General features: G+C 67.4%; 19 protein-coding genes. 2 read left to right on the forward strand and 17 right to left on the reverse strand.

Annotated elements, in window-relative coordinates; all coding sequences use genetic code 11:
• The 16 genes from JQT59_RS31335 to JQT59_RS31410 all read right to left on the reverse strand — a co-directional run bounded on the left by JQT59_RS31335 (nt 1) and on the right by JQT59_RS31410 (nt 18,568).
• Nucleotides 1-2,274, reverse strand: coding sequence for an ATP-dependent DNA ligase (locus JQT59_RS31335; RefSeq protein WP_213573324.1), 2,274 nt, complete (start codon nt 2,272-2,274; stop codon nt 1-3).
• Between the two features lie 87 nt (nt 2,275-2,361).
• A complete protein-coding gene (locus JQT59_RS31340; RefSeq protein WP_159919961.1) occupies nt 2,362-2,793 on the reverse strand; it encodes a type II toxin-antitoxin system Rv0910 family toxin in 432 nt (143 codons plus the stop codon).
• A 67-nt stretch (nt 2,794-2,860) separates the two neighbouring features.
• Nucleotides 2,861-4,495 (reverse strand): monocarboxylic acid transporter, encoded by a 1,635-nt coding sequence (locus tag JQT59_RS31345; RefSeq protein WP_213573325.1) that lies wholly within the window; start codon nt 4,493-4,495, stop codon nt 2,861-2,863.
• On the reverse strand, nt 4,492-4,854 hold the full coding sequence (locus tag JQT59_RS31350; RefSeq protein ID WP_213573326.1) for a DUF485 domain-containing protein: 363 nt from the start codon (nt 4,852-4,854) through the stop codon (nt 4,492-4,494). Before JQT59_RS31350 ends, JQT59_RS31345 begins: the two co-directional genes overlap by 4 nt.
• A 188-nt stretch (nt 4,855-5,042) precedes the next feature.
• Complete coding sequence (locus JQT59_RS31355; RefSeq protein ID WP_213573327.1) at nt 5,043-6,800, reverse strand: sodium/solute symporter; 1,758 nt, start codon at nt 6,798-6,800, stop codon at nt 5,043-5,045.
• Between the two features lie 7 nt (nt 6,801-6,807).
• On the reverse strand, nt 6,808-7,179 hold the full coding sequence (locus JQT59_RS31360) for a hypothetical protein (protein WP_213573328.1): 372 nt from the start codon (nt 7,177-7,179) through the stop codon (nt 6,808-6,810).
• Nucleotides 7,164-7,976 (reverse strand): LytR/AlgR family response regulator transcription factor, encoded by an 813-nt coding sequence (locus tag JQT59_RS31365; RefSeq protein ID WP_349306992.1) that lies wholly within the window; start codon nt 7,974-7,976, stop codon nt 7,164-7,166. Before JQT59_RS31365 ends, JQT59_RS31360 begins: the two co-directional genes overlap by 16 nt.
• A gap of 33 nt (nt 7,977-8,009) precedes the next feature.
• Entirely contained in the window at nt 8,010-9,173 is a 1,164-nt protein-coding gene (locus JQT59_RS31370; protein WP_213573330.1) for a sensor histidine kinase, read from the reverse strand.
• Complete coding sequence (locus JQT59_RS31375; RefSeq protein ID WP_213573331.1) at nt 9,170-9,535, reverse strand: MmcQ/YjbR family DNA-binding protein; 366 nt, start codon at nt 9,533-9,535, stop codon at nt 9,170-9,172. The genes JQT59_RS31370 and JQT59_RS31375 overlap by 4 nt, the downstream gene beginning before the upstream one ends.
• Nucleotides 9,532-10,770 (reverse strand): lipase family protein, encoded by a 1,239-nt coding sequence (locus tag JQT59_RS31380; protein ID WP_213573332.1) that lies wholly within the window; start codon nt 10,768-10,770, stop codon nt 9,532-9,534. The genes JQT59_RS31375 and JQT59_RS31380 overlap by 4 nt, the downstream gene beginning before the upstream one ends.
• Nucleotides 10,767-12,395 carry a Na+/H+ antiporter gene (locus JQT59_RS31385; RefSeq protein ID WP_213573333.1) on the reverse strand — a complete coding sequence of 543 codons (1,629 nt, stop codon included), beginning with the start codon at nt 12,393-12,395 and terminating at the stop codon, nt 10,767-10,769. Before JQT59_RS31385 ends, JQT59_RS31380 begins: the two co-directional genes overlap by 4 nt.
• 106 nt (nt 12,396-12,501) lie before the next feature.
• A complete protein-coding gene (locus tag JQT59_RS31390; protein ID WP_213573334.1) occupies nt 12,502-12,693 on the reverse strand; it encodes an antitoxin in 192 nt (63 codons plus the stop codon).
• Nucleotides 12,694-12,820: 127 nt separating this feature from the next.
• Nucleotides 12,821-15,271 (reverse strand): HAD-IC family P-type ATPase, encoded by a 2,451-nt coding sequence (locus tag JQT59_RS31395; RefSeq protein WP_213573335.1) that lies wholly within the window; start codon nt 15,269-15,271, stop codon nt 12,821-12,823.
• Between the two features lie 36 nt (nt 15,272-15,307).
• On the reverse strand, nt 15,308-16,639 hold the full coding sequence (locus JQT59_RS31400; protein WP_213573336.1) for an MFS transporter: 1,332 nt from the start codon (nt 16,637-16,639) through the stop codon (nt 15,308-15,310).
• Nucleotides 16,640-16,676: 37 nt separating this feature from the next.
• The gene (locus JQT59_RS31405; RefSeq protein WP_213573337.1) at nt 16,677-17,792 is read right to left on the reverse strand and encodes an MBL fold metallo-hydrolase; all 1,116 of its coding nucleotides are present in this window, start codon (nt 17,790-17,792) and stop codon (nt 16,677-16,679) included.
• Nucleotides 17,793-17,836: 44 nt separating this feature from the next.
• Nucleotides 17,837-18,568, reverse strand: coding sequence for an enoyl-CoA hydratase (locus tag JQT59_RS31410; RefSeq protein WP_204164881.1), 732 nt, complete (start codon nt 18,566-18,568; stop codon nt 17,837-17,839).
• A gap of 143 nt (nt 18,569-18,711) precedes the next feature.
• Between JQT59_RS31410 and JQT59_RS31415 the strand changes: the two genes are divergently transcribed.
• Nucleotides 18,712-19,803, forward strand: a complete 1,092-nt coding sequence (locus JQT59_RS31415; RefSeq protein WP_213573338.1) for an NAD(P)-binding domain-containing protein — start codon at nt 18,712-18,714, stop codon at nt 19,801-19,803.
• Here JQT59_RS31415 and JQT59_RS31420 read toward each other — a convergent pair.
• Nucleotides 19,775-20,917 carry a lipase family protein gene (locus JQT59_RS31420; protein ID WP_249353980.1) on the reverse strand — a complete coding sequence of 381 codons (1,143 nt, stop codon included), beginning with the start codon at nt 20,915-20,917 and terminating at the stop codon, nt 19,775-19,777. The two genes, JQT59_RS31415 and JQT59_RS31420, sit on opposite strands and share 29 nt — an antisense overlap.
• Before the next feature lie 91 nt (nt 20,918-21,008).
• On the opposite strand from JQT59_RS31420, the gene JQT59_RS31425 reads away from it, so the two are divergent.
• Entirely contained in the window at nt 21,009-22,505 is a 1,497-nt protein-coding gene (locus JQT59_RS31425; RefSeq protein ID WP_213573339.1) for a phospholipase D-like domain-containing protein, read from the forward strand.
• Nucleotides 22,506-22,643: the final 138 nt, after the last annotated feature.

The following is a 22,643-nucleotide window of genomic DNA, read 5'->3' on the forward strand; positions in this document are numbered from 1 at the left end:
CTACGATTCGTCCACCACATCCGCCGGACGCTTGTCTTCCCGCAACCCACGCCAACTCGGGTGTCGTAGTCGTCCGGCGCCGGTCCATTCCATGAATCGCACCTCCCCCACCAGGGTGGGTTTCACCCACACCGCACCTTTACGGTCCGCGGTCGGGAGGTCGTCGACGAAGGGGCTGGTTTCGGTCTCGAGCGGACCGAGGGTGGATGCGAGTTCGTCGAGGTCGCGCTGGGTGAATCCGGTACCCACCCGGCCCACGTAGCGCAGTCCGCCGTCCTGGGGGATTCCGAGAAGGATGGAACCGATCCCCCGGGAACGGCCGCCCTGCCCGCGCCGCCAACCTCCTATCACCGCTTCCTGGGTCCGCCAGTTCTTCACCTTGATCCAGCTCGACCCACGCTTGCCCGGCAAGTACACGGACTCACGACGTTTGGCCACCACACCTTCCCAACCGCGGCGGCCACTCTCCTCCAGCGCCTCCTCCGCCGTACCGTGTAGCTGCGGCGGCACCACGAGGTCGTCAACTTTCTCGGCGAGGGCTTCGAGCACCCGACGGCGGTCGGTGTACTTCTTTCGCAGCAACGACACACCGTCCAGGTACAGCACGTCGAACGCCAGGAAGTGGGGTTCGTTTCCTTGTTGGAGCAGGCCGAAACTGGTGATTCCGTGCCGATCGAAGGCGACCACCTCACCGTCGAGCACGACGTCGTGGTCGGCGAGAGCGTCTGCAAGCCAGCCCAATCCAGGGTAGTCGCGGGTCTTGTCGTTACCTGCCCGGCTGCGCAGACGCAGTTCTCCCCCACCGATCTCGGCGATCACTCTGATGCCGTCCCATTTACCCTCGAAAGCCCATTCGGCTGGATCGAGCCCGTCGAGGGTGCCCGGCGTCGCCAACATCGGTGAAAGATCCCGTGGCAGTTCGGCGGATGTCGATTCCCCTGTCGACTGGTCCTTCATCAAATGCATCAACCACTGATCACCTTTGGTGCGGATCAGCGCGAAACGACCCTCCACCTGCTCGCCGTGCAACTGCACGATCACTTCGTCGTCGCGCCACTTCTCGACGTCGTACGTGCCGGTGTCCCAGATCGTCATGGTTCCGCCGCCGTACTCCCCCTTCGGGATGGTGCCCGAGAAGGTCAGGTATTCGAGCGGGTGATCCTCGGTGTGGACGGCCAACCGGTTCTCACCGGTGGAGGTGGGCACATTCTTCGGCACCGCCCACGACACCAGAACACCTTCGCGCTCCAGCCGGAGGTCGTAGTGCAGGCGCCGGGCATGATGTTCTTGAATGACGAAACTGTTGCCCGCACCGGGGTTGACCTTGTCCGGCATCGGTTCCGGGGTTCGGCTCGGGTCGCGCTTGCGGCGATAGTCTGCCAGCGTCGCCTCGTTCTCCCACGGCGGGTCGAGATCGGCCAGTAGGTCACCGTCGGTTTCCCACCGCTCGAGCACTTCCGTGAAGCTCAACTGCCGTAACTCCGGATCGTCGAGTTCGTCCCAGCTGCGGGGCGCCGCGACCAACGGCTGCGGTCGTCCCCGCAACGAGTACGGCGCGATGGTTGTCTTCGACGGATTGTTCTGACTCCAGTCGACGAACACCTTCCCGGCGCGAACCGCTTTGGCCATCGTGGCGGTGACCAGTTCGGGCATCAGCTTCTCCAGGCCCGTCGCCACCTGCTTCGCGACGGTCGACGCCCCCGACCCCTCCAACTTCCGGTCGAGGGGCACATACAGGTGAATGCCCTTGCTGCCGCTCGTCACCGGGAAGGCGGTCCAGCCGAGCTCCGCTACGAGGTCCCGGACGGCGCGGGCAACCTCGGCGCATTCCGGCAGACCGACGCCCGGTCCCGGGTCGAGGTCGAACACGATCCGGGTGGCCGGTCCGCGCCGCGACCCGTCGAATCGCCACTGCGGCACGTGGATTTCTAGCGCGGCCTGCTGACCCGCCCAGGCGAGCGCCGCCACAGAGTTGAGAATCGGATAGTGCACGGAACGGTCGGAGTGTTCCAGGGCCCGTCGTTCCAGCCAGGCAGGGGCCGAAGCGGCCAGGTTCTTCTCGAAGAACGGGTCGCTCTCCACGCCGTTCGGCCAACGTTTACGGGTGGCAGCCCGATCGAGGATGTGGGGAATCATCGCAGGCGCGATTCGCGTGTAGTACTCGATCACCTCACGCTTGGTGGTGCCCGACTCGGGGTAGAGGACCTTGTCCAGGTTGGTCAGCGACAGCCGATGTCCGTCGACCGTCACCTGCCGGGTTCCCGTGTTCGCCATCGACACCCTTCCGCCGCCAATACATACATATTGTGCGCTGCGGGAGGATTTTCCTCGCTCCGATTCCGGGTCCGGCAGGTGTGTCGATCAGCCGTACAGCTCCACGAACGTCTGCAGCGACTTCTCGATGTCGCCCTTCAGTGCCTTCGCGACACCGGAGCCGATGGGTCCGAACAGCGGCGCGCCGCCCAGCTCGATGGTGAACACGACCTCGGAGCCGCCACCCTTCGCCTTCACTTCCAGCGTGAGGCCGAGCTTCACGCCGCCCTTCCCGTCACCCTTCAGGACCAGTCGCCGCGGAGCGTCATATTCCTTGATGGTCCACTTCACCCGGTTCCGCAACCCCTTGACCGTGACGACGGAGCTGAGAACCGTACCAGCGGTGAGCGTTTCGGGAAGCTCGCTGCGCCAGCCGTCGTGCACCACGAACCACTTGTCGAACTCCTGCAGATTCGATGCCTTGTCCCAGGTGTCCTGGGGAGTCAGCGGGACGTCCGTCTCGACCGTAAGTTTCGCCATCGCTGCAGCCTAGCCGCCTGTGAGTACTTCTTAACCGCGGGCGGTTAAGAAGTACTCACAGGCGGGATCAGTGCGAGACGGCCTTCTCCACGCCGACACCGGTGAGTGAACGGACCTCCATCTCCGCCTGCTTGGCGGGATCCTCCGCATTGCTGCGACCGATGTAGGTGCCGACAGCGCCCAGCAGGAACGCGAGCGGGATGGACACGATGCCGGGGTTGGCCAGCGGGAAGAAGTCGAAGTCGGCGGACGGGAACATCGACGACTTCTTGCCGGACACCGCCGGGGAGAAGACGATCAACACGAGGCAGCTGACGAGGCCGCCGTAGATGCTGAACAGCGCACCGGTGGTGTTGAACTTCTTCCAGAACAGGGAGTACAGCAGCGTCGGCAGGTTGGCCGAAGCGGCGACGGCGAATGCGAGCGCCACCAGGAACGCGATGTTCTGCCCCATCGCGAGTATGCCCAGGATGATCGACACGACGCCGATCACGACGACGGTAATGCGCGACACCCGTACCTGCGACTCCTCGGAGGCGTTACCGCGCTTGATGACACTGGCGTAGATGTCGTGGGCGAACGATGCCGAGGCCGTGATCGCCAGGCCTGCGACCACTGCGAGGATGGTCGCGAACGCGACCGCGGAGATGACTGCGAGGAAGATGGTGCCGCCCAGTTCGAATGCGAGCAGCGGCGCGGCCGCGTTCTCACCGCCGGGTGCGGCGAGGATGGCGTCCGGTCCGACCATCTTGGCGGCGCCGTAACCAAGGACCAGCGTGAACAGGTAGAACGCGCCGATCAGTCCGATTGCCCAGGTGACCGAGCGGCGAGCTTCCTTGGCGGTGGGGACCGTGTAGAACCGCATCAATACGTGCGGAAGGCCGGCGGTTCCCAGAACCAGCGCGATACCGAGCGAGATGAAGTCGAGCTTGCTCATCGAGCTGATGCCGTACTTGGCACCGGGACTGAGCATGTCACGGCCCGCGATTGCCTCGTTCGTGGAACCGGCGGCGGTGGCCTGCGCGTCGGCGAGCAGCTGGGAGAAGTTGCCGCGCACCGCGAACAGGACGAGGAAGAACATGACACCGGCACCGAGGACGAGCAGCACCGCCTTGACCATCTGCACGTAGGTGGTGCCCTTCATGCCACCGACGAGCACATAGACGATCATCAACGCACCGACAACGGCGACAACGATGGCCTGGCCTACCTTGCCGTCGATGTTGAGCAGTAGCGCGACGAGTCCGCCGGCGCCCGCCATCTGCGCGAGCAGGTAGAACAGCGACACCACGAGCGTGGAGAGCGCCGCGGCCATGCGCACCGGGCGCTGCTTCAGCCGGAAGCTCAGCACGTCCGCCATCGTGAATCGGCCGGTGTTGCGGAGGAGTTCGGCGACCAGGAGCAGAGCCACCAGCCAGGCGACGAGGAAGCCCACCGAGTACAGGAATCCGTCGTACCCGTACACCGCGATGGCACCCGCGATACCGAGGAACGACGCCGCCGACAGGTAGTCGCCGGCGATGGCGAAACCGTTCTGCGGTCCGGAGAACTGACCGCCACCGGTGTAGAAGTCCGAGGCCTTCTTGGTGGTGCGGCTCGCACGGATCACGATGGTCATCGTGATCACGACGAAGGCCGCGAAGATCGCGATATTGAGGAGCGGGTTACCGACGTCGGTACCGGCCGCGAGGGTGTTGATCACTTCACGGGTCCTTCCAGCTCTTCACGGATGGCGGCGGATCGGGGATCGAGTTCCCGGTTCGCGAACCGCACGTACAGGGCGGTGATCGCGAAGGTGGTCACGAACTGCCCGAGGCCGAGGATGATGCCGAGGTTGATGTTGCCGAGCACCTTGGTCGCCATGAGGTCGGAGGCGTAGGTGGCCAGGAGCACATACGCCGCATACCAGGCGAGGAAGAACGCCGTCATGGGGAAGACGAACCTACGGAGGCGGCGCCGCAACTCCTGGAACTCCGGACTCGCCTGCATGTCGAGGAAGGCTTGCGCATCAGGGGTGCGCCGCTTTTGCGACGCTCCCTCGCTGATATCGGCTGTGGTCACTGCTGACTCCTTGGTCGCACGCGTGAAGTGAACTGAAGATCGACGGTACTGAGAGGTGAGTCACAACAACACAGTGTGGCGGCAGTCACACGCCGAACTGTCGGAGTGTGCGCCGAACGGTTACCCGACCGCGACGAGCGGCTCCACCCCTCGTGCGTGCTCGAGGAGTGCAGAGACTCGTCAAGCACTCACGGGGAGCGGAGCTCCCTCTCGCGGTCGGAGCCGACACCTATGCGCTCGGGGGCGTGCATGCGGGTGAAGATCCGGCTGAGGTCGGCGGGGATCTGACGCTTCGTCATCTTGCTGACCAGCACCATCGTGGCGAAGGCCAGCGGCACGCTGACCACAGCAGGGTAGGCGACCATCGCGGCGGGCCAGCCGGCGGCGATGTCGTCGGGGACGCCGCCCACCACGACGACAGCGGCGGCAGTACCGGCGACGAGTCCCCCGGCTGCCATCCCGGCGCCCGCCCCGGCCGCGGTGAGTCCGCGCCACCAGATGCCGAGGACGAGTAAGGGACACAGCGTCGACGCCGCGACCGCGAAGACCAGGCCGACAGTCCGGGACAGGTCGAGCGACGTCACCGCCAACGACAGCGCCAGTGGCACGACCCCGGCGAGGGTCGCGGCAATCCGGAAGTCGCGGACCCGTCCACGCAGCACATCGGTGCTCAGTACCCCCGCGATGCTGACGAGCAGTCCGGACGACGTGGACAGGAAGGCGGCGATCGCACCGGCGGCGACGAGCGCGGCCAGCAGCTGACCACCCCAACCGGAGAACACCGAGCCGGGCAGCAGGAGCACCGCGGCGTCGGAGGTGCCGGTGATCAGCAGTTGTGGCACGTACAACCGCGCGAACACGCCGAGCAGCGTCGGGAACAGGTAGAACACCCCGAGCAGTCCGACGACGGCGAGGGACGTCAACCGCGCCGCCCGTCCGTCGGGATTGGTGTAGAACCGGACCAGGACGTGCGGAAGCCCGAGCGTGCCGAGGAATGTGGCAACTATCAGCGAATACACCTGATATGTCGGGTGCCCGCCCCCGAAACCCCATCCGGGCGTAATCCAGTCGGAGTTGTCGGCCGGTGCGCCCGCGACGACGGGTACGGGCGACCCCGCTTCGAGGATCATCGACGTGCCCTCGCCGAGATGGTGTTCACCGGGTGCCAGGGTGACGTCTTCCGTGTTCTCCACTCCGTCGATCGTTCCCGACCCCCCGACCGTCACGGGGGCCGAAACCTGCACGACGACGTCGGTGGTGATGTCGACGGTGGTCTGCTCGTCGACGGTGGGCGGTGCGGGTGCACCCAACTCGTGGGAGTCGGCGAAGAAGTACACCGACAACACCAGCGCGGGTATCGCGACCGCGGTCAGTTTGAGCCAGTACTGGAACGCCTGCACGAAGGTGACGGACCGCATGCCGCCGCCCACCACGTTGGCGATGACGATGACCCCGACCACCGCCGCTCCGACCCAGCTGGGGACGCCGAGGAGGATGTTCAGCGTGAGGCCGGCCCCCTGGAACTGCGGGACGAGGTACAGCGCGCAGATGACGGCGACGACGATCATGGCGAGCGTACGAACCCGAGCCGAGCCGAGCCGGAACTCGGCGAAGTCGGGCACCGTGTAGGCCCCCGACCTCCTCAGCGGCGCCGCGACGAACAGCAGCAGGCCCAGGTATCCGGCCGTGAACCCGATCGGGTACCACAGGGCGTCGGCACCGTACTTGGCGATGAGCCCGGCGACTCCGAGAAACGATGCGGCCGAGAGGTATTCACCGGAGATCGCGGCGGCGTTCCAGCGCGGGCCGACGCTACGCGAGGCGACCAGGAAGTCGGAGGTGGTGCGGGCCAACCGCACGCCGTAGATTCCGATGGCCACGGTGGCGACGGCCGCCGCAGCCAGACCGGCTAACGTGAGCCAGGGAATCGGCTGGTCGGTGGTCACGGCGTGCTCAGTCGTCCACGAGTTCGGTGAATTCCTGCTCGTTGCGCTCGGCCTGCCGGATGTAGACCCACCCGGTGGTCAGGAGCACCGGATACACCAGGGCGCCGAGCACCACCCACGGCAGGCGAATCCCCAGCACGGTCGCCTCCGACACCGCGGGGAACGACAGCAGGACAACCGGTACCGCACACAGGACACCCGCGGCGAAGACGGCGAGCCGGACAGCGAGCCACAGCTGGGCGCGGACGAGCCCGCGGATCATGGCATCCCCGACCTCGGTCTGTTCCTGGACCTCGACACGGGTACGCACGATGCGGGCCCCACGCCGCTGCGCCAGCACCACTCGAACCCGTTCGGGCGAGCTCATCGCGCGGTCCATGACTGTTTCGGTGCCCGGACCAGGCGATCCTTGAGAATTCGCGTGTGCCGTCGACTGACCGGCAATTCGACGGGCGGCAGATCACCGTGCGGGCGTAGACAGACGACGAGGCCGTTGCCGACGGTGCGAATTCCCGTGACCAGCGGCAGGGACACCAGGTAGGAACGGTGCACGCGGAGGAAACCGGCCTCGGCCCAGCGTGCCTCCAGCGCGGAGATCGGAATGCGCACGAGATGTGAACGGTCGGCGGTGTGCAGTCGCGCGTAGTCACCGTCGGCTTCGACCCACTCCACCGACGAACGGTGTACCAGAGTGGTGACGCCGCCGAGCTCGACCGGGATCACCTCGTCGGACACCGCCCCGGCTGCGGCGGGTTCCTTTCGGCGCCGCCGGCCTTCGACGATCCGCCGCACGGACTCGGCGAGACGTTCCTCGCGCAACGGTTTGAGCAGATAGTCGACGGCACCGAGGTCGAACGCGTCCACAGCCCGGTCGTCGTGTGCGGTGACGAACACGACCGGTGGGGGCGACGCGAAGTTCGACAGGATGCCGGCCAGCTCGAGGCCGTCGAGTCCCGGCATGTTGATGTCGAGGAACACGGCGTCGATGTTCCCGTCCCGGAGGATGCGCAGCGCCGTCGTGGCCTCCCCTGCGGTGCGGATTTCCCCGACGGCGTCCTGCGCGCGCAGCAGGAATGCCAACTCGTCGAGGGCGGGTTTCTCGTCGTCGACGGCCAGCACGGTGAGCGGCGCGTCGCTTCCGGACGCTCGGGGGGCCATGTCGTCAGTGTCATTCACAACGAAACCGATTTTCGCACGGACCCCACCGGGTCACGGGCGGATCCCCTGCCGGAACTTGGGAACGCGCATGCTCACCTTGGTGCCCGCCCCGGGCGCGGTCTCCACGACCAGCCCGTAGTCGTTGCCGAAGGCGGCGCGCAGCCGGTCGTCGACGTTGGCGAGCCCGACGTGCGCCGCCTCCTTCATGCCGGACGACTCGGCGACCGCGTCGAGCGACCCCGACCGCAGCAGTTCCGGGTCCATCCCGATTCCGTCGTCCTCCACGCTGATCACGCAGTCCGTACCCTCGTCGGCGGCGACGATGGTGACGGTGCCGCCCTCGGGTTTGCCGGAGATGCCGTGCCGCACCGCGTTCTCCACCAGCGGTTGCAGCGCAAGAAACGGCAGCACCACATTGAGCACCTCCGGGGCCACCTGCAGGGTGACGGCCAGCGTGTCACCGAATCGGGCACGTTCGAGGGTGAGGTATCGGTCGATGTTGCGGAGTTCGTCCGCCAGCAGGGTGTACTCCCCCGCCGACCGGAACGAATACCGGGTGAAATCGGCGAACTCGAGGATCAGTTCCCTGGCCCGGTCGGGATCGGTGCGCACGAACGACGCCACGGTGTTCAACGCGTTGTAAATGAAGTGCGGGCTGATCTGTGCGCGCAGCGCCCGCACCTCGGCGCGGTCGAGTCGCGCGCGAGACGCATCCAGGTCGGCCAGTTCGATCTGACTGCACGCATACCGGGCCACCTCCGTGACGGCGCCCAGCATGCCGGGCCCCGGGTCCTCCGTGGTGACCACCCCGAGCACTCCCACCACGCCGGTGGCCTCGATGAGCAGGGGCTGGGCGATCAGCGCCCGCACCCCGTGGTCACCGGCGCTGCGAACCAGTCCGCCGTAGGCGACGAGCACCCGGCGCTCCCCGTCGACCGCCCGGCTCGCCGCATCGTGGAGTTGTTCCGCCAACGCCTCGTGGGGGCCGTTCCAGGCGAGGAGGTGTCCGGCGGCATCGAAGATCGCGAGCGCCTGGGCACCCGTCAGGAGGCGCAGATGCGGCGCCGCCTCCTGCGCCGAGGTCTCGTCGAGTCCCTGCCGCAACGATCCGGCCGCCAGCGACGCCGTGTGCAAGGTGGTGTGGACCGCTCGTTCGGTGGGTGTGGTCAGCTCCTGCCTCGCCCGCAACCATTGCAGCAGCCCGCGACGGCTCATTGTCCGGCGTCCAGTCGAGCGACCAGCGTTTTCGGGGCCACGGTGCGGTAGGCCTCCTCGACGATGTCGGCGAGGTCGCGCCAATCCTGCGGCACGTCGAGGTACACGCCTACCCACCCGCGCCCGCCGACGTACGGCGGCACGAAGAAGCGCTCCTCGTCGCGCCGAACCCAGTCCTGCTGCGCGCCTGCGGGAGCGGCGGCCCAGAACGACAAGCGGTCGTCGTGGTGATGGTCTGCGAGAGTCGCGAATTGGGGTGACCGGCGGACGAACCATGCGGGTTCTCCGTGACTGACGCGTTCGGTCGCCTCGGGCAACGCCAGGCACAACGCCCGCAGTCGGTCGATCACCGATCCGCTCACCGTGCGCCGCCGTCACAGGTGTTCGGCGCCTGCTCACCGGCGAAGCGATCGGCAATCCATTGCACCGCACCGGGCACGGCGCGTCCGTCGGCGTGACCCTCCCCGGGTCGGGATTCGAACTCGATGACGTCGCCCTGCGCACACGCGTTGTCGACGGCTTCCGAAGTCCATTGCGGCAGAATGAGATTGTCTCGCTCACCGACCACGACGAGCATCGGGCCTTCGGCGCGCTCGCGTGGCAGTGCGATCTCCTCGAGCCAGCCGTTCATCCGTTCGGCGGCGGCCTCCGTGCGCGGTCCGGTGTCCACCGGAGTGAGCTGGGTTGCCACAGTCCACTTCTCGGAGAGTCTCGCCGTGACGCACGACAGCGTGATCTCCTGATTGTCGGCGAGCGCGCCGCGCATGTAGTCGGCCGGATCGAGGTCCGGATGGAGCACCGAGAGCCCCTCGAGTAGGTACGGCAGGAACATCTTCTGCGGCAACGACAACGGGGCTGCGGTTCCCTCCGCCATGATGCCCGACAGATCAGCCGCGGGCGACAGGTTGGCCGAACCCACGAATTCGAGCCCGTCCCCGTAGTCGTCCGCGTGTTCGGCCGCCGCCCACGACGCCTGACCGCCCTGGGAAACCCCGAGGGCCGCCCAGCGCGTCGAGGCCTCGGGCACCACGTTGCGGGCCGCGCGGACGGCGTCGATGAGGTTGTATGCCGCGGTGACGGGTTCGAGGTAGGGGTGCGGGCCGTCGGTGCCGAGACCTTGGTAATCGCTGACGGTCACCACATACCCCCTCTGCAGGAGCGGCACCACGAGTCCGGTGGTGCCCGACAGCGTCGGTGACGCCGACGGCGCGCAGTCGTCGGTGACCCCGGTGGTGCCGTGCCCCACGGTGACCACCGACCAACCGCCCTCGGGAGCGGGTCCTGCCGGTGTGAACACGGTGCCCACCACTTCGGTACCGGCCCCGTCGACACCCGACGTCGACCGATAGACGACGCGGGTTGCCGTTGCTCCCAGATTCGTGATCGCCGGGTCGATGCCGGCCACGGGGGTCTGCACGGTGAGCGCGCCGCGGTCGTCCCCGGTGGGGGCCGGTGGCAACGCGGGGGTGGAGGTCGCTGCGGGGGCGGAGGGCGGCGGGACGGTCGCCCCGTCTGCGCCGCACGCTGCGAGCACTACGACCCCGGTGAGGGCGAAGATCACGGGCCATCCCGCACGCCGCCTCGACCGACCTGTCATCGCGCACCCCATTCTCGACGCCGTCGGACCCGCTCTTCTGCTGCAGCCTCTTCCACGTCGAGGCTTTCCAATACGGTACGCATTACCTCGTCGTCGAGACTGCCCGCGTCACGGGCATCGATCAACGCCTGCCGCTGCGCACGCAGCGCTGCCCGGCGGATGTCGTCGAACACCACGCCGGCCCGCGCCTTCTCGCCGGGCTCTTCCGCTTCTTCGGCCTGCAGGCGTGCCCGCATCGACCGGCGTACCCGCGACAGAATGTCGGTCACCTCTGCGGAGTCGATTCCCGAGGGCGGATGCTCGGCGCAGTCGTCGAGAAACCGTTCGCCCGCCTCGCGTGAAATGGTGCGCGCGTGCTTCACCTGTTCCTCTTCCCGTTGACGTTCGAGGGGGTCTGCCAGATCTAGCATTCGAATCAGCAACGGCATGGTGGCGCCCTGGATGAGCAGGGTTCCCACCGCGACGACGAAGGCGATGGCCTGGATGACTTCCCGTCCCGGGAAAGGGGCTCCGCTCGCGACCGTCATCGGAATCCCCGCCGCTGCCGCGATCGTGACGACTCCGCGCATGCCGGCCCACGACACGACAAGGCTTTCGCGCCAGCCGAGTTCCACGGTGTCGCCCGGTGTACGTACCACCAGACCGATGTGGCGGCGAAACCGGTGCAGCAGTATCCACGCCGGCCGCACCGCCATCACCACGACGAGGACCGCGAACCCGTAGAAGAAGATGTGGTGCACCGGCAATCCGTTGTCGCGGACGTCGACGATGACGAACTTGAGTTGCAACCCCATGTAGGCGAACACGAACATCTCGAGCACGAGATCCACGCTTTCCCAGAGGGACCGCTCCTGTATGCGGGTGGAGACCGAGGCGTCGGTTGCCTTGTGGCCCATCAGGAATCCAGCCGTAACCACCGCGAGAACGCCGGAGGCGTGCAGTTGCCCGGCGGCGAGGTACGCCGCGAAGGGAAGCATCAGCCCCAGGACCGTTTCCAGTGGCGAGTCGTACATGCGGCGCCGCACCCACTCGACGATCTTGGCGAGGACCAGCCCGACGAGCACTCCACCGATCACCTCGTAGGCGAAGAACAACACCGGGTGAACCGGTACATCCGTTCCGACCACGGCCGAGACGGCCACGGCGAACAGTGTCAGAGCGGTGGCATCGTTCACCAGGCCCTCACCGGTGAGAATGGCGATCACCCGATTCGGCAGCCCCAGTCGGCGGCCAACGGCGACAGCGCTGACCGCGTCCGTCGGCGCGACCACCGCCCCGAGTACCAGTGCAGCCCCCAACGTCAGCTCGGGCGACAACCACGAGGCGAAGAACGCGACGGCGAATGCCGTGGCCAGCACGGTGAAGATGCCGAGCCGCAGAATCGGCCCGAGGTGGCGACGGAAGGTGGCCACCGAGAATTTGAGGGCCGCCGAGTACAACAGGGGCGGCAGCACGACTCCGAGGATGGCCTCGGGGTCGAGTTCGAGGCGCGGAAGGCCGGGAATGAAGGAGGCGATCGCGCCGATCGTGACCAGAACGAGGGGCGGCTGCAGATCGCGGCGCTTGGCGAGACTCGTCACCGCGATGGCCGCGATGATGACGAGAAGCACGAGGACGCCGTTCACAGTTCGATTGTGCCGTGCCCGCCCCGAGCTCGCGGCTCATCACCGCGGACGCGTCCGGGCCCCGGTTCGAGAACCGGGGCCCGGACAGGTCTCGTGGGAAGGGTGGTCACTCCTTCGGAGGAACTGCCTTCTTCGCCGCGTCGGCAGCCTTGTCGATCTTGTCGCTGTACTTGCGACCGGTCTTGCTGTTCGCGAGGTCGGCAGCCTTGTCGATGGCGCCGTGAACCTTGTCCGCGTTCTGCGAGGCCGCAGCCTTCCCCTTGCCCAGCAGGCCCTTCAGTGTGTCGGCAAAACTCATCGTTCTTCCTCCTCTGTGCTTGCGCACATAGCGTCTGCGCGAGATCGAACACTCGCAGCGCACCCAGTCTCACAGCATCGAGCCGGGGACGCCAACGGTCCCGTCATCAGGGCGCGAGCCACCGCCCTCAGCGGCGGCCCGGCAGATCCGCCGGTGGCGCGAAAAGTCGTCGATGCTCTCCGTGGAGGCGGCCCGTCACCCACCACGCCACCTCCACGAGAACCACCCCGACGAGACCGCAGGTGAGCGCCGACGTGGTGGCAGCCACGTTGGTCGGGTCGAGCTCGAAGAACGTCCGCGTGAACGGGAGGGCGAACAGGACGAGGTACGCCGCGACGGACCCGAAGATCAGGACCAGCTTCCACCACACGTACGGGCGTGCGACGACGGCGAGCACCCACAGCGCGATCATGATGAGTGTGATCAGTGCCGACGTACCCGCCTGCACCTTCTGCGTCTGGGTCTGCTCGGGCCCGGCGTAGACCAGGAGGTACGAAATGAACGTGGTGACACCGATGATGACGCCCGACGGCACCGCCAGCCGCATCACCCGTGGGACGAAGCCGGAGCGGGCACGTTCGTTGTTGGGAGCCAGCGAGAGGATGAATGCGGGGATACCGATGGTGAACCAGGCCGCGATGGTCACATGCCTCGGCAGGAAGGGGTATGGGACCGGTTCGAAATCGAACATCTGCGACAGCGCACCCGTCAGGCCGATCAGGAACGCCAGCAACACCGAGTAGACGGTCTTGGTGAGGAAGAGGTTGGAGACGCGTTCGATGTTGCCGATCACCCGGCGACCCTCACCGACCACGTACGGCAATGTGGCGAACTTGTTGTCCAGCAACACGATCTGTGCCACCGCCCGCGTCGCGGGGCTTCCCGATCCCATCGACACGCCGATGTCGGCGTCCTTGAGCGCGAGAACATCGTTGACACCGTCACCCGTCATCGCCACCGTGTGGCCGCGAGATTGCAACGCTGCCACCATTTCCCGCTTCTGATCCGGCCGCACCCGGCCGAACGTGGTGGATTCCTCGAGAACATCGGCGAGGGCCTCGGGTTCCGACGGCAGGGTGCGGGCGTCCACGGGTCGGTTCCCACCCGGAAGGCCGAGCGATCCGGCCACGGCACCGACCGACACGGCGTTGTCGCCGGAAATCACCTTGACCGTGACGTTCTGACCCGCGAAGTACTCGAGGGTGCCGCGCGCATCGGGTCGCACCCGCTGCTCGAGGATCACGAGGGCGCGAGGCGTGACGACCCCCGACGCCGCCGGATGGTCGACCGGAACGTCGCCGCTGCCGAGGAGCAGCACCCGCAGTCCCGACGCACCCGCACGCTCCGCCTCCCGTGCCATGGCGCTGCCCGGGTCCAGGAGAACGTCCGGTGCGCCGAGCACCCAGTTCCCGTGGGAACCGTACGACTGTCCGCTCCATTTCTTCGCCGAGGAGAACGGCGCCTCAGCCGTGGCGTCGCCCCAGCCGGGATCGTCGGGGAACGCCTCCTTGATCGCCAGGACACTGGCGTTGGGGCGTGGATCGTCGGCGGCCAGGGCAGCGAGTGCGGCGCCGGCCGGACCGGCATCTTCGGCCAGGGCGCAACGCAATTCGGACAGGCGCATCCCGTTCTCGGTGAGCGTGCCCGTCTTGTCGGCGCACACCACGTCGACCCGGGCGAGCCCTTCGATGGCGGGCAACTCCTGCACCAGACACTGACGCCGGCCGAGCCGGACCACGCCGACGGCGAACGCGATCGACGTCATCAGCACGAGCCCCTCGGGCACCATCGGCACCAGCGCGGCCACCATGCCGTTCAACGCCGGTCGCAACGCCTGACCGCTCGAGAACAGCTGGTTGTAGATGATGAGCAGCCCCGCCGGAATCATCAGGTACGTGATGAACTTCAGAATCGTGTCGATGCCGCTGCGTAACTCCGAATGTACGAGTGTGAACTTACTGGCCTCCTCCGCCAGTTTCGCGGCATAGGCGTCACTGCCGACCTTCGTCGCCCGGTAGCAGCCGCTGCCGGCGGCAACGAAACTCCCCGACAGAACCGGATCACCCACCGCCTTGTGCACCGGGTCGGCCTCGCCGGTGAGCAGCGATTCGTCGATGTCGAGCGCGCTCGCCTCCACCACGACACCGTCGACGACGATCTGGTCGCCCGATCCCAGCTCGATGAGGTCGTCGAGCACCACCTCCCGAGGCGCCATCGCAACGGCCGATCCGTTGCGGCGCACCACCGGTTTGGTCTGGCTGACGATGGCAAGTTCGTCCAGAGTCCGCTTGGCGCGTATCTCCTGGATGATGCCGATGCCACTGTTCGCGATGATGAGCAGCCCGAACATCCCGTCGATGATCGAACCCGTCGCCAGAACGATGACGAACAGTATGCCGAGGATCGCGTTGATCCGGGTGAAGACGTTGGCGCGCACGATGTCGCGGATCGACCGGCTGGCGCGGTCCGGCACGTCGTTGGTCTTGCCTGCGGCCACCCGCTCGGCGACCTGGTCGGCGGTCAAGCCGTGCGCAGCGAGGACGGCAACACCGTCCGTACCGGTCTCGTCGTACGCCATGGTCCACAGGCTACGCAACGGGGCGGCGACAGGCGGTCATCCCGCCTCGAGAACCATCCCGGCACGCTCCGGCAGCGTGAACGCCGCACCGGCGGCCACGAGGAATGCTGCCGCGAACACGGCGAACACCAGTGCGTTTCCCCCGCCGATGAGCAGCCAGGGAACCATCAACGGCGCAAGGATCGACGCTATCCGGCCGAAGGCCGCCGCCGCACCCGTCCCTGCCGCCCGCACCGACGTCGGATACAGCTCCGGACCGATCGCATACAGGGCGCCCCAAGCGCCGAGGTTGAAGAACGACAACATCATTCCGGCGGCCACGATGGTGGCGGGCGTATCCGCGAGTCCGAACAGCCCTGCCGCCACCGCGGAGCCGAGGAGGAACGTCGCGAGTGTGCTGCGGCGGCCCCACACCTCGATCAGCCAGGCGGCGACCGCATAGCCGGGCAGTTGGGCGAGCGTGATGAACAACGTGTACTGAAACGACTTCACTAGGTCGAATCCCTGGTTGACGAGCAGGCTCGGCAGCCAGATGAAGGCGCCGTAGTAGGAGAGGTTGATACAGAACCACACCGTCCACAGCGCGGCCGTTCGGGACCGCAGCCGCGGCGACCAGATCGACTCTGCCGGTGGCTGCGGGGTGGCGCTGTCGGGACCGGCGGCGTTGTCGGCGTTGCCACCATCGACCGCGGCCGTCACGCCCGCCGATTCCTCGAACGAGCGGACCGCGGCTTCCGCTTCCTCGTATCGGCCCTGTCGTTCGAGGAACCGCACCGACTCGGGCAGTCCGATCCGCACCGCCACCGCGTACAGGGTGGGGACGAGTCCCACGGCCAGGGCCCATCGCCATCCGTTGTCACCGAGGGGGATGACGAAGTATCCGATCAGCGCGGCCAGAATCCAGCCGAGTGCCCAGAACGCCTCGAGCGCCACCACGACGCGCCCCCGTACCTTGCGCGGTGCGTACTCGCTGACCAGCGTCGACGCCACCGGAAGTTCCGCGCCCAGGCCGAGGCCGACGACGAATCGCAGAACGAGCAGCAGGGCGACCGAACCGACGAGCGCGGTAGCACCGGTCGCGAGGCCGTAGACGAGCAGCGTGACCGCGAATACCTGGCGTCGTCCGATCCGGTCGGCGAGTAGCCCGCCGAGGGCGGCACCCACCGCCATGCCGACGAAGCCGATCGACCCGATCCACGACAGCTCCGTCGAACTCAGTTTCCACTGCACGGCCAGCGCCGCCATCACGAACGAGATGAGCCCCACGTCCATCGCGTCGAGCGCCCACCCCACGCCGGAGCCGAGCAGCAGCTTTCCGTGCTTCCGGGTGAAGGGAAGCTCGTCCAGCCGCTGGGTTCGTGTGTTCATGGACCGGAAGTTAGCACCCGGCACCGCGTTCCACAGATCAGCCGAGGGCGGTCCACCACGGCGTCTGCGCCGTCGGCTTCGTCGCGTCGACGCGCTGGCCCGGCATCGGCACGGCCACCGTCGTGCCCGTGTCTTCCGCGGCCTCGACGAGCCGGACGATCGGTTCGGACCACGCATGGAAGGCGAGATTGAAGGTCGCCCAGTGCACGGGAACCAGGAGTCCGCGGGTGGCGTCTCCCTGTTGGAGGTCGGTGTGTGTCTGCACCGCCTCTTCCGGGTTCATGTGAATGTCGGCCCACCGGGGGTCGTAGGCACCGACCGGCAGCAGGGTGAGATCGAACGGCCCGTAGCGGCGGCCGAGGTCCGCGAACCTCGGGGTGTATCCGCTGTCACCACCGAAGAACACGGTGCGTTCGGGGCCGGCGAGAACCCACGACGCCCACTGCGTGGTGTTGCGGACGAGCCCGCGACCGGAGAAATGCCGCGCCTCCGTGCAGGTCAGCGTGAGCGCACCCACGGTGGTCGACTCGTCCCAGTCGAGTTCCACGATCCGCTCCTCCGGCACCCGCCACCGGCGCAGGTGCGCGCCGAGCCCGACCGGGACGACGAACGGCGCCTTCTGGCTGGAGACGAGTTGCCGCACCGTCGCCATGTCGAGGTGGTCGTAGTGATCGTGGGAGATGACGATGGCGTCGACGGCAGGCAGGTCCGAGAGTGGCACCGGTGTGGGATGCATGCGGGACGGACCGAGGAACGTCGACGGAGACACCCGGCGACTCCACACCGGATCGGCCAGGACCCGGTACCCGTCGACCTCGACGAGCACGCTCGAATGGCCGTACCAGGTGACCGCGACGTCGGCTGCCTCGACCGGTGCGAGGGGTGTGGCCAGCGGAATCGGCCTGCGCGGTCGTCCAGCGGTGCCCCGGGTGACGAGCGCCTTCAGGATTCCGGTTTCCGATCCCGGCAACATCGTGCTGCCGGGGTCGGAGTTGTGGAACTGCTGGTTGCGGTATCTCGGCGACACCGCGGCGTAGGGACGCACCTGCGCGCGGGACGCACCGATTTGCGCGGGCAGACCCCACGCAGCCCTCATCAGCCACCCGAGTGTGGCAGTTGCCAGGACTGTCGTCACAGCGCGTTTCGCGTTCATCCCGACAACTGTAACCACGAGTGCGCCGTACGTGACGCGGCCGGCTAGCGGCCCCGGAACACCGGGGGCCGCTTCTCCGCGCGTGCCACCCGCGCTTCGTGGGCGTCGTAGCTCTTCCACGCGGCATGGAGTGCGGCGAGCTGCTCGGGCGGCGGCGGGCTCTGGGTGCCGTCGTCGTTGAGAACCATCTTGAGGTGCTGCAACGACAGCGGGGCGAGCCGGGCGATGGAGTGCGCCCAGCGCTGTGCGACTGCGAGGTCGCCACGCTTGTTGGCGAGACCGTGGGCGAGGGCCTCGTCGGCACCGACCTCCTCGGCTCCGAGAAGGATGGTGCGGGCCGGTCCGCCGCCGATCAGCGACGCCAGCCGGTGCACGGTCCACCTGTCGACGGAGATACCGAGCTTGGCAGCGGGAATGGCGAAACGCGCTTCGGGGGCCACCACCCGCAGGTCCGCAGCGAGGGCCAGTTGGCTTCCTGCGCCGATGGCCGGACCGTTGATCGCGGCGATCACCGGGACGGGGACCGAGTCGATGGTGTGCAGCATCTCGAGCAGGGTGTCGGTGAACCCGTCCGCGTACACGTCGCCCGACAGATCGGCTCCCGCGCAGAACGCGGTGCCCTGTCCGGTGAGCACGATCACTCGTCCGCCGTCGGTGACGGACGTCTCCATCTCCTCGCGCAGGCGCTCGCAGAGTTCGGTGTTCAGGGCGTTCCGGCGGTCGGGGCGTTGTAATTCGAGGGTGATGACGTCGCCGTCACGACTCGTCCCGATCATGTCCACTCGCTTTCTCCGTGTTTGCTGTCCGTTGCGTTGCTGACGTGCCCACCCGACTGGACCGCTGCCAGCCAACCACACGCCGGAACGGCCGGAACACGGGAGCCGGTCGGATAGTTGTCCAGGAGGAGGTAAGGACGAACATGAGTCGGAATGTGAACGTGGTGGTGATCGGGGCCGGTCAGGCGGGGTTGTCCGCCGCCTACTTCCTGCGCAGGTTGGGGGTGGAGCCGGAGACGGAGTTCGTGGTTCTCGACCATGCGGCCGGGCCCGGGGGCGCCTGGCAATTCCGCTGGCCGTCACTGACCCTGAGCACTGTCAACGGGGTGCACGATCTTCCCGGCCTCTCCTTCGCCGATGCGGTCGGCGTCGACGGCGATGACGTGGCGGCGGCCCAGGTGCAGGCGTCGACCGCGGTCCCCCAGTATTTCGCGACGTACGAGAAACAGTTCGAACTGCCGGTGCACCGGCCCGTGCACACGCGCGTGGTGTGTGCCCGCGAGCAGCGGCTGCGGATCGAGACCGACGCGGGCACCTTCACCGCTCGCGGACTGATCAATGCCACCGGCACCTGGGAGCGCCCGTTCATCCCCCGATATCCGGGCGCGGAGTTGTTCGCCGGACAGCAGCTGCACACCAAGGATTATTCGTCGGCGGATCAGTTCGCGGGACGCCACGTGCTGGTGGTCGGCGGCGGTATCTCGGCGGTGCAACTGCTCGACGAGATCTCCCGGGTCACCACCACCACGTGGGTTACCCGGCGTCCGCCCGAGTTCCGGGACGAGCCCTTCACCCCTGAGATCGGCCGGGCCGCGGTCGCCCTCGTCGAGGATCGAGTCCGGCGCGGTCTCCCGCCGGGTTCGGTGGTGTCGGTGACCGGCCTCCCTGTCACTCCCGCTATTCGCGCCGCCCGCGAGCGCGGGGTGCTGGACCGGTTGCCCATGTTCAGCGAGATCACGGCGACCGGTGTCCGTTGGGCCGACGGGCGTGAGCAGAACGTCGATGTGATTCTGTGGTGCACGGGCTTTCGCAGTTCGCTCGACCATCTGGCGCCGCTGCGACTTCGCGGCCCGGGCGGCGGCATCGAGATGACCGGGCGGCTGGCCACTCAGGTAGCTGCCGATCCGCGGATCCATCTGGTCGGTTACGGGCCGTCGTCGTCGACCATCGGCGCCAACCGTGCGGGGCAAGCCGCCGCACGCGAACTCACCCGGTACCTCGAGTCGCCTGCCTGAACAGCGCCGCCACGAACACGGCCTGCTCCGGCGCGGACTGGTACATGCTGGCGAAGTGGCCGCCCGAGTACATGCGGTAGTCGAGCGGGGTTCCCGCTCGGCGCATGTCTGCGGCCAGTTTGTCCGTCAGGGGGAACGGCACCGACGGGTCCGTGACACCTTGAACGATCAGTAGCGGGCGGTCGTAACCGGCGACGGGTACTTCCAGATACTCGCGCAGCGCCGACTGCAGGTCGGGCGCGTCCAGCCCGCGCGACAGCATCTGCGCCACCGAGACGTTGCGCGTCAGCCTCACAAACTCGCGGAACGGCAACTCCGGCGCCGCATCGACCAATCGCCTACCCACCTCGGTGAGGTAACTGTCGAGGTCGAGTTCCGGATACGCGTCGCGGAACCCGGCGATCAGATAGGACATGTACACCGTCAGGCCTGCGAGCCCCTGCGGGGGAAACCAGGGACCACTCCACGGCGCCACCAGCTCGATGTTCGAGGGCACACCGCCCGCGACGGCGCCGCGGTAGTCGAGCTCCGGCGCGTAGGTGGTGGCAGCGTGGGCGGCGAACACGGAGGCCTGCCCACCCTGTGACAGTCCGACCGTGACCCAGGACGAGGACAGGGTATCGTCGACCTCCCTCGAAGCCCGGACCGAATCGACGACACTGCGTCCGGCAACCTTGCCGTCGAGGTAGGGCGGTACCCCCGGAGTGCCCAGCCCCACGTAGTCCGTCGCCGCGACGGCGTAGCCCCTCTGCAGCCAGCTGCTGACATAGTCTCGCGACTCCGTGTCGACGCCGGTCACCGACGGAGCGTCGTAATCGGAGTTCCCCACCGTGCCGTGCGCCCAGGCGATCACCGGCCAGCCCCCGTCGGGCGGTGGGCCTCCCGGCACGAACAGCATTCCGGTACAGGGCGTGACGCCGTGCCGGTCGGTGGTGCGATAGGTCATCCGGTACGCAGCGCCTGCACCCGGGAGTCGGAGCTCCGCCGGGAGTTCGGAGGATGCGATGACCGTTCCGGGACGCTCGTCGGAGCGCACCGGTACCGCACCGACAGTGGGTGCCCAGAGCACGCTGACCAGTGCGAGTAACGCCACGATGCGCCACCGATGCCGCACCTCTCCACGGTAGTCCGCGCAGGGATGGCAGTAGTGTGAATCGTCCGCCTTCGGGGGTAGGGCGGTCCCACCGGACGGGGAGAGCGGAAACATGAGCGACGAGAGCCCGATACTCGCACCGGGCGACACGTGCTGGCAGGTCACGCACGCCGATCGGCTGGCGTGCATCGTCGACGCCGCCGACTACTTCCGCCACGCCAAATCTGCAATGCTCCAGGCCCGGCACCGCATCATCCTGATCGGCTGGGACTTCGACACGCGGATCAAGTTCGAGCCGGACGAGAAGACGCTCGAGGGCCCGAATCGGCTGGGACGATTCCTCGTCTGGCTGACCCGGAAGCGTCCCGATCTGGAGATCTATCTGCTGAAGTGGAACATCGGGGCCTTCGCGGCGATCGGGCGCGGTATGACCCCGGTGTTCATGGTGAACTGGGTGACGGATCGCCGGTTGCATTTCGAGATCGACGGAGCTCACCCGGTCGGGTCCGCTCATCACCAGAAGATTGTCGTGATCGACGACACGCTCGCGTTCTGCGGCGGTATCGACATGACCGTGGACCGCTGGGACACCTCCGATCACCGGGACGACAACCACTACCGCACCCAGCCGAACGGCAACCGCTACGGGCCGTGGCACGACGCGACCACCGCGGTGGACGGTGACGCCGCCAAAGCTGTCAGCGAACAGGCCCGCGCCCGATGGAAGACCGCCACCGGCAAGGAACTTCCGGCGCTCGACGACACCGCGCACACGACACCCTGGCCGGACGGGCTGGAGCCGACGATGCATTCCGTCGACGTCGGCATCGCCCGTACTCTGCCCGAACTCGCCGATCGGGGGGAGGTTCGCGAGATCGAGGCTCTCTATCTGGCGGCGATCGCGGGCGCGGCACGGTCGCTGTACATCGAAAGTCAGTACCTGGCGTCGCGCACCATCGCGGAGGCGATCGCCACGCGACTGCGTGAACCGGACGGCCCGGAGATCATCCTGGTGCTGCCCCGCAACGCCGACGGGTGGCTCGAGCGGCTGGCCATGGACGGGGCCCGCCGACGACTGCTGCACCTGTTGTGGGACGCCGACGCCGGCGGCAAGCTCGGGGTGTACTACCCCGTCACCGCGGGCGGAAACCCCATTTACGTGCACGCCAAAATTCTGGTGATGGACGACCGCCTTCTGCGGGTCGGCTCGTCGAACCTCAACAACCGGTCGATGGGTTTCGACTCGGAGTGCGACCTGGCGGTCGAGGTGACGGCAGACACCGCGAACGGCGACCGACTCCGCGACACCATCGTCGGAATACGGCGTCAGCTGTTGTGCGAGCACCTCGACGTCGCGTCGGACACCTTCGACGACCTTCTCACCGAGAAGGGTTCGTTGTTGGCCACCGTCGAGGCGCTGCGCGGCGACGGCCGGACGCTGATGCCGTTCGAGCCGGACACCGTCGAGGGTGAGGACAGCCCGCTGGCCGAGAGTGAACTGATGGACCCGGAACGGACGCCGCCGAGCATCTGGGAGAGGACCAACTGGACGCGGTTCCGGCGCAGACTGGTACGGCGCAGGAAAGCGGCCGGATCGCTACAGGCGTGAGCTACAAGCTGCCCCACAACCGAGTGATGCGTAGCCTGATGTCGTTGTCGAGTACCGGAATTGGAGCTCCCGGCTTCCGAACACCTACGACTCTGGGGGTTACCGTCCATCCATTCAACGCACCCGAGGGATGGCGTT

The sequence above is a fragment of the Rhodococcus sp. USK13 genome (assembly GCF_018343855.1).
GTDB classification, from domain to species: Bacteria; Actinomycetota; Actinomycetes; order Mycobacteriales; family Mycobacteriaceae; genus Rhodococcus_F; species Rhodococcus_F oxybenzonivorans.

Coding starts and splice junctions, on each gene's coding strand:
- JQT59_RS31335 (WP_213573324.1), bottom strand. CDS start 2,274: ATGGCGAACACGGGAACCCGGCAGGTGACGGTCGACGGACATCGGCTG.
- JQT59_RS31340 (WP_159919961.1), bottom strand. CDS start 2,793: ATGGCGAAACTTACGGTCGAGACGGACGTCCCGCTGACTCCCCAGGAC.
- JQT59_RS31360 (WP_213573328.1), bottom strand. CDS start 7,179: ATGGACCGCGCGATGAGCTCGCCCGAACGGGTTCGAGTGGTGCTGGCG.
- JQT59_RS31370 (WP_213573330.1), bottom strand. CDS start 9,173: ATGAGCCGTCGCGGGCTGCTGCAATGGTTGCGGGCGAGGCAGGAGCTG.
- JQT59_RS31380 (WP_213573332.1), bottom strand. CDS start 10,770: ATGACAGGTCGGTCGAGGCGGCGTGCGGGATGGCCCGTGATCTTCGCC.
- JQT59_RS31390 (WP_213573334.1), bottom strand. CDS start 12,693: ATGAGTTTTGCCGACACACTGAAGGGCCTGCTGGGCAAGGGGAAGGCT.
- JQT59_RS31395 (WP_213573335.1), bottom strand. CDS start 15,271: ATGGCGTACGACGAGACCGGTACGGACGGTGTTGCCGTCCTCGCTGCG.
- JQT59_RS31400 (WP_213573336.1), bottom strand. CDS start 16,639: ATGAACACACGAACCCAGCGGCTGGACGAGCTTCCCTTCACCCGGAAG.
- JQT59_RS31405 (WP_213573337.1), bottom strand. CDS start 17,792: ATGAACGCGAAACGCGCTGTGACGACAGTCCTGGCAACTGCCACACTC.
- JQT59_RS31410 (WP_204164881.1), bottom strand. CDS start 18,568: ATGATCGGGACGAGTCGTGACGGCGACGTCATCACCCTCGAATTACAA.
- JQT59_RS31415 (WP_213573338.1), top strand. CDS start 18,712: ATGAGTCGGAATGTGAACGTGGTGGTGATCGGGGCCGGTCAGGCGGGG.
- JQT59_RS31425 (WP_213573339.1), top strand. CDS start 21,009: ATGAGCGACGAGAGCCCGATACTCGCACCGGGCGACACGTGCTGGCAG.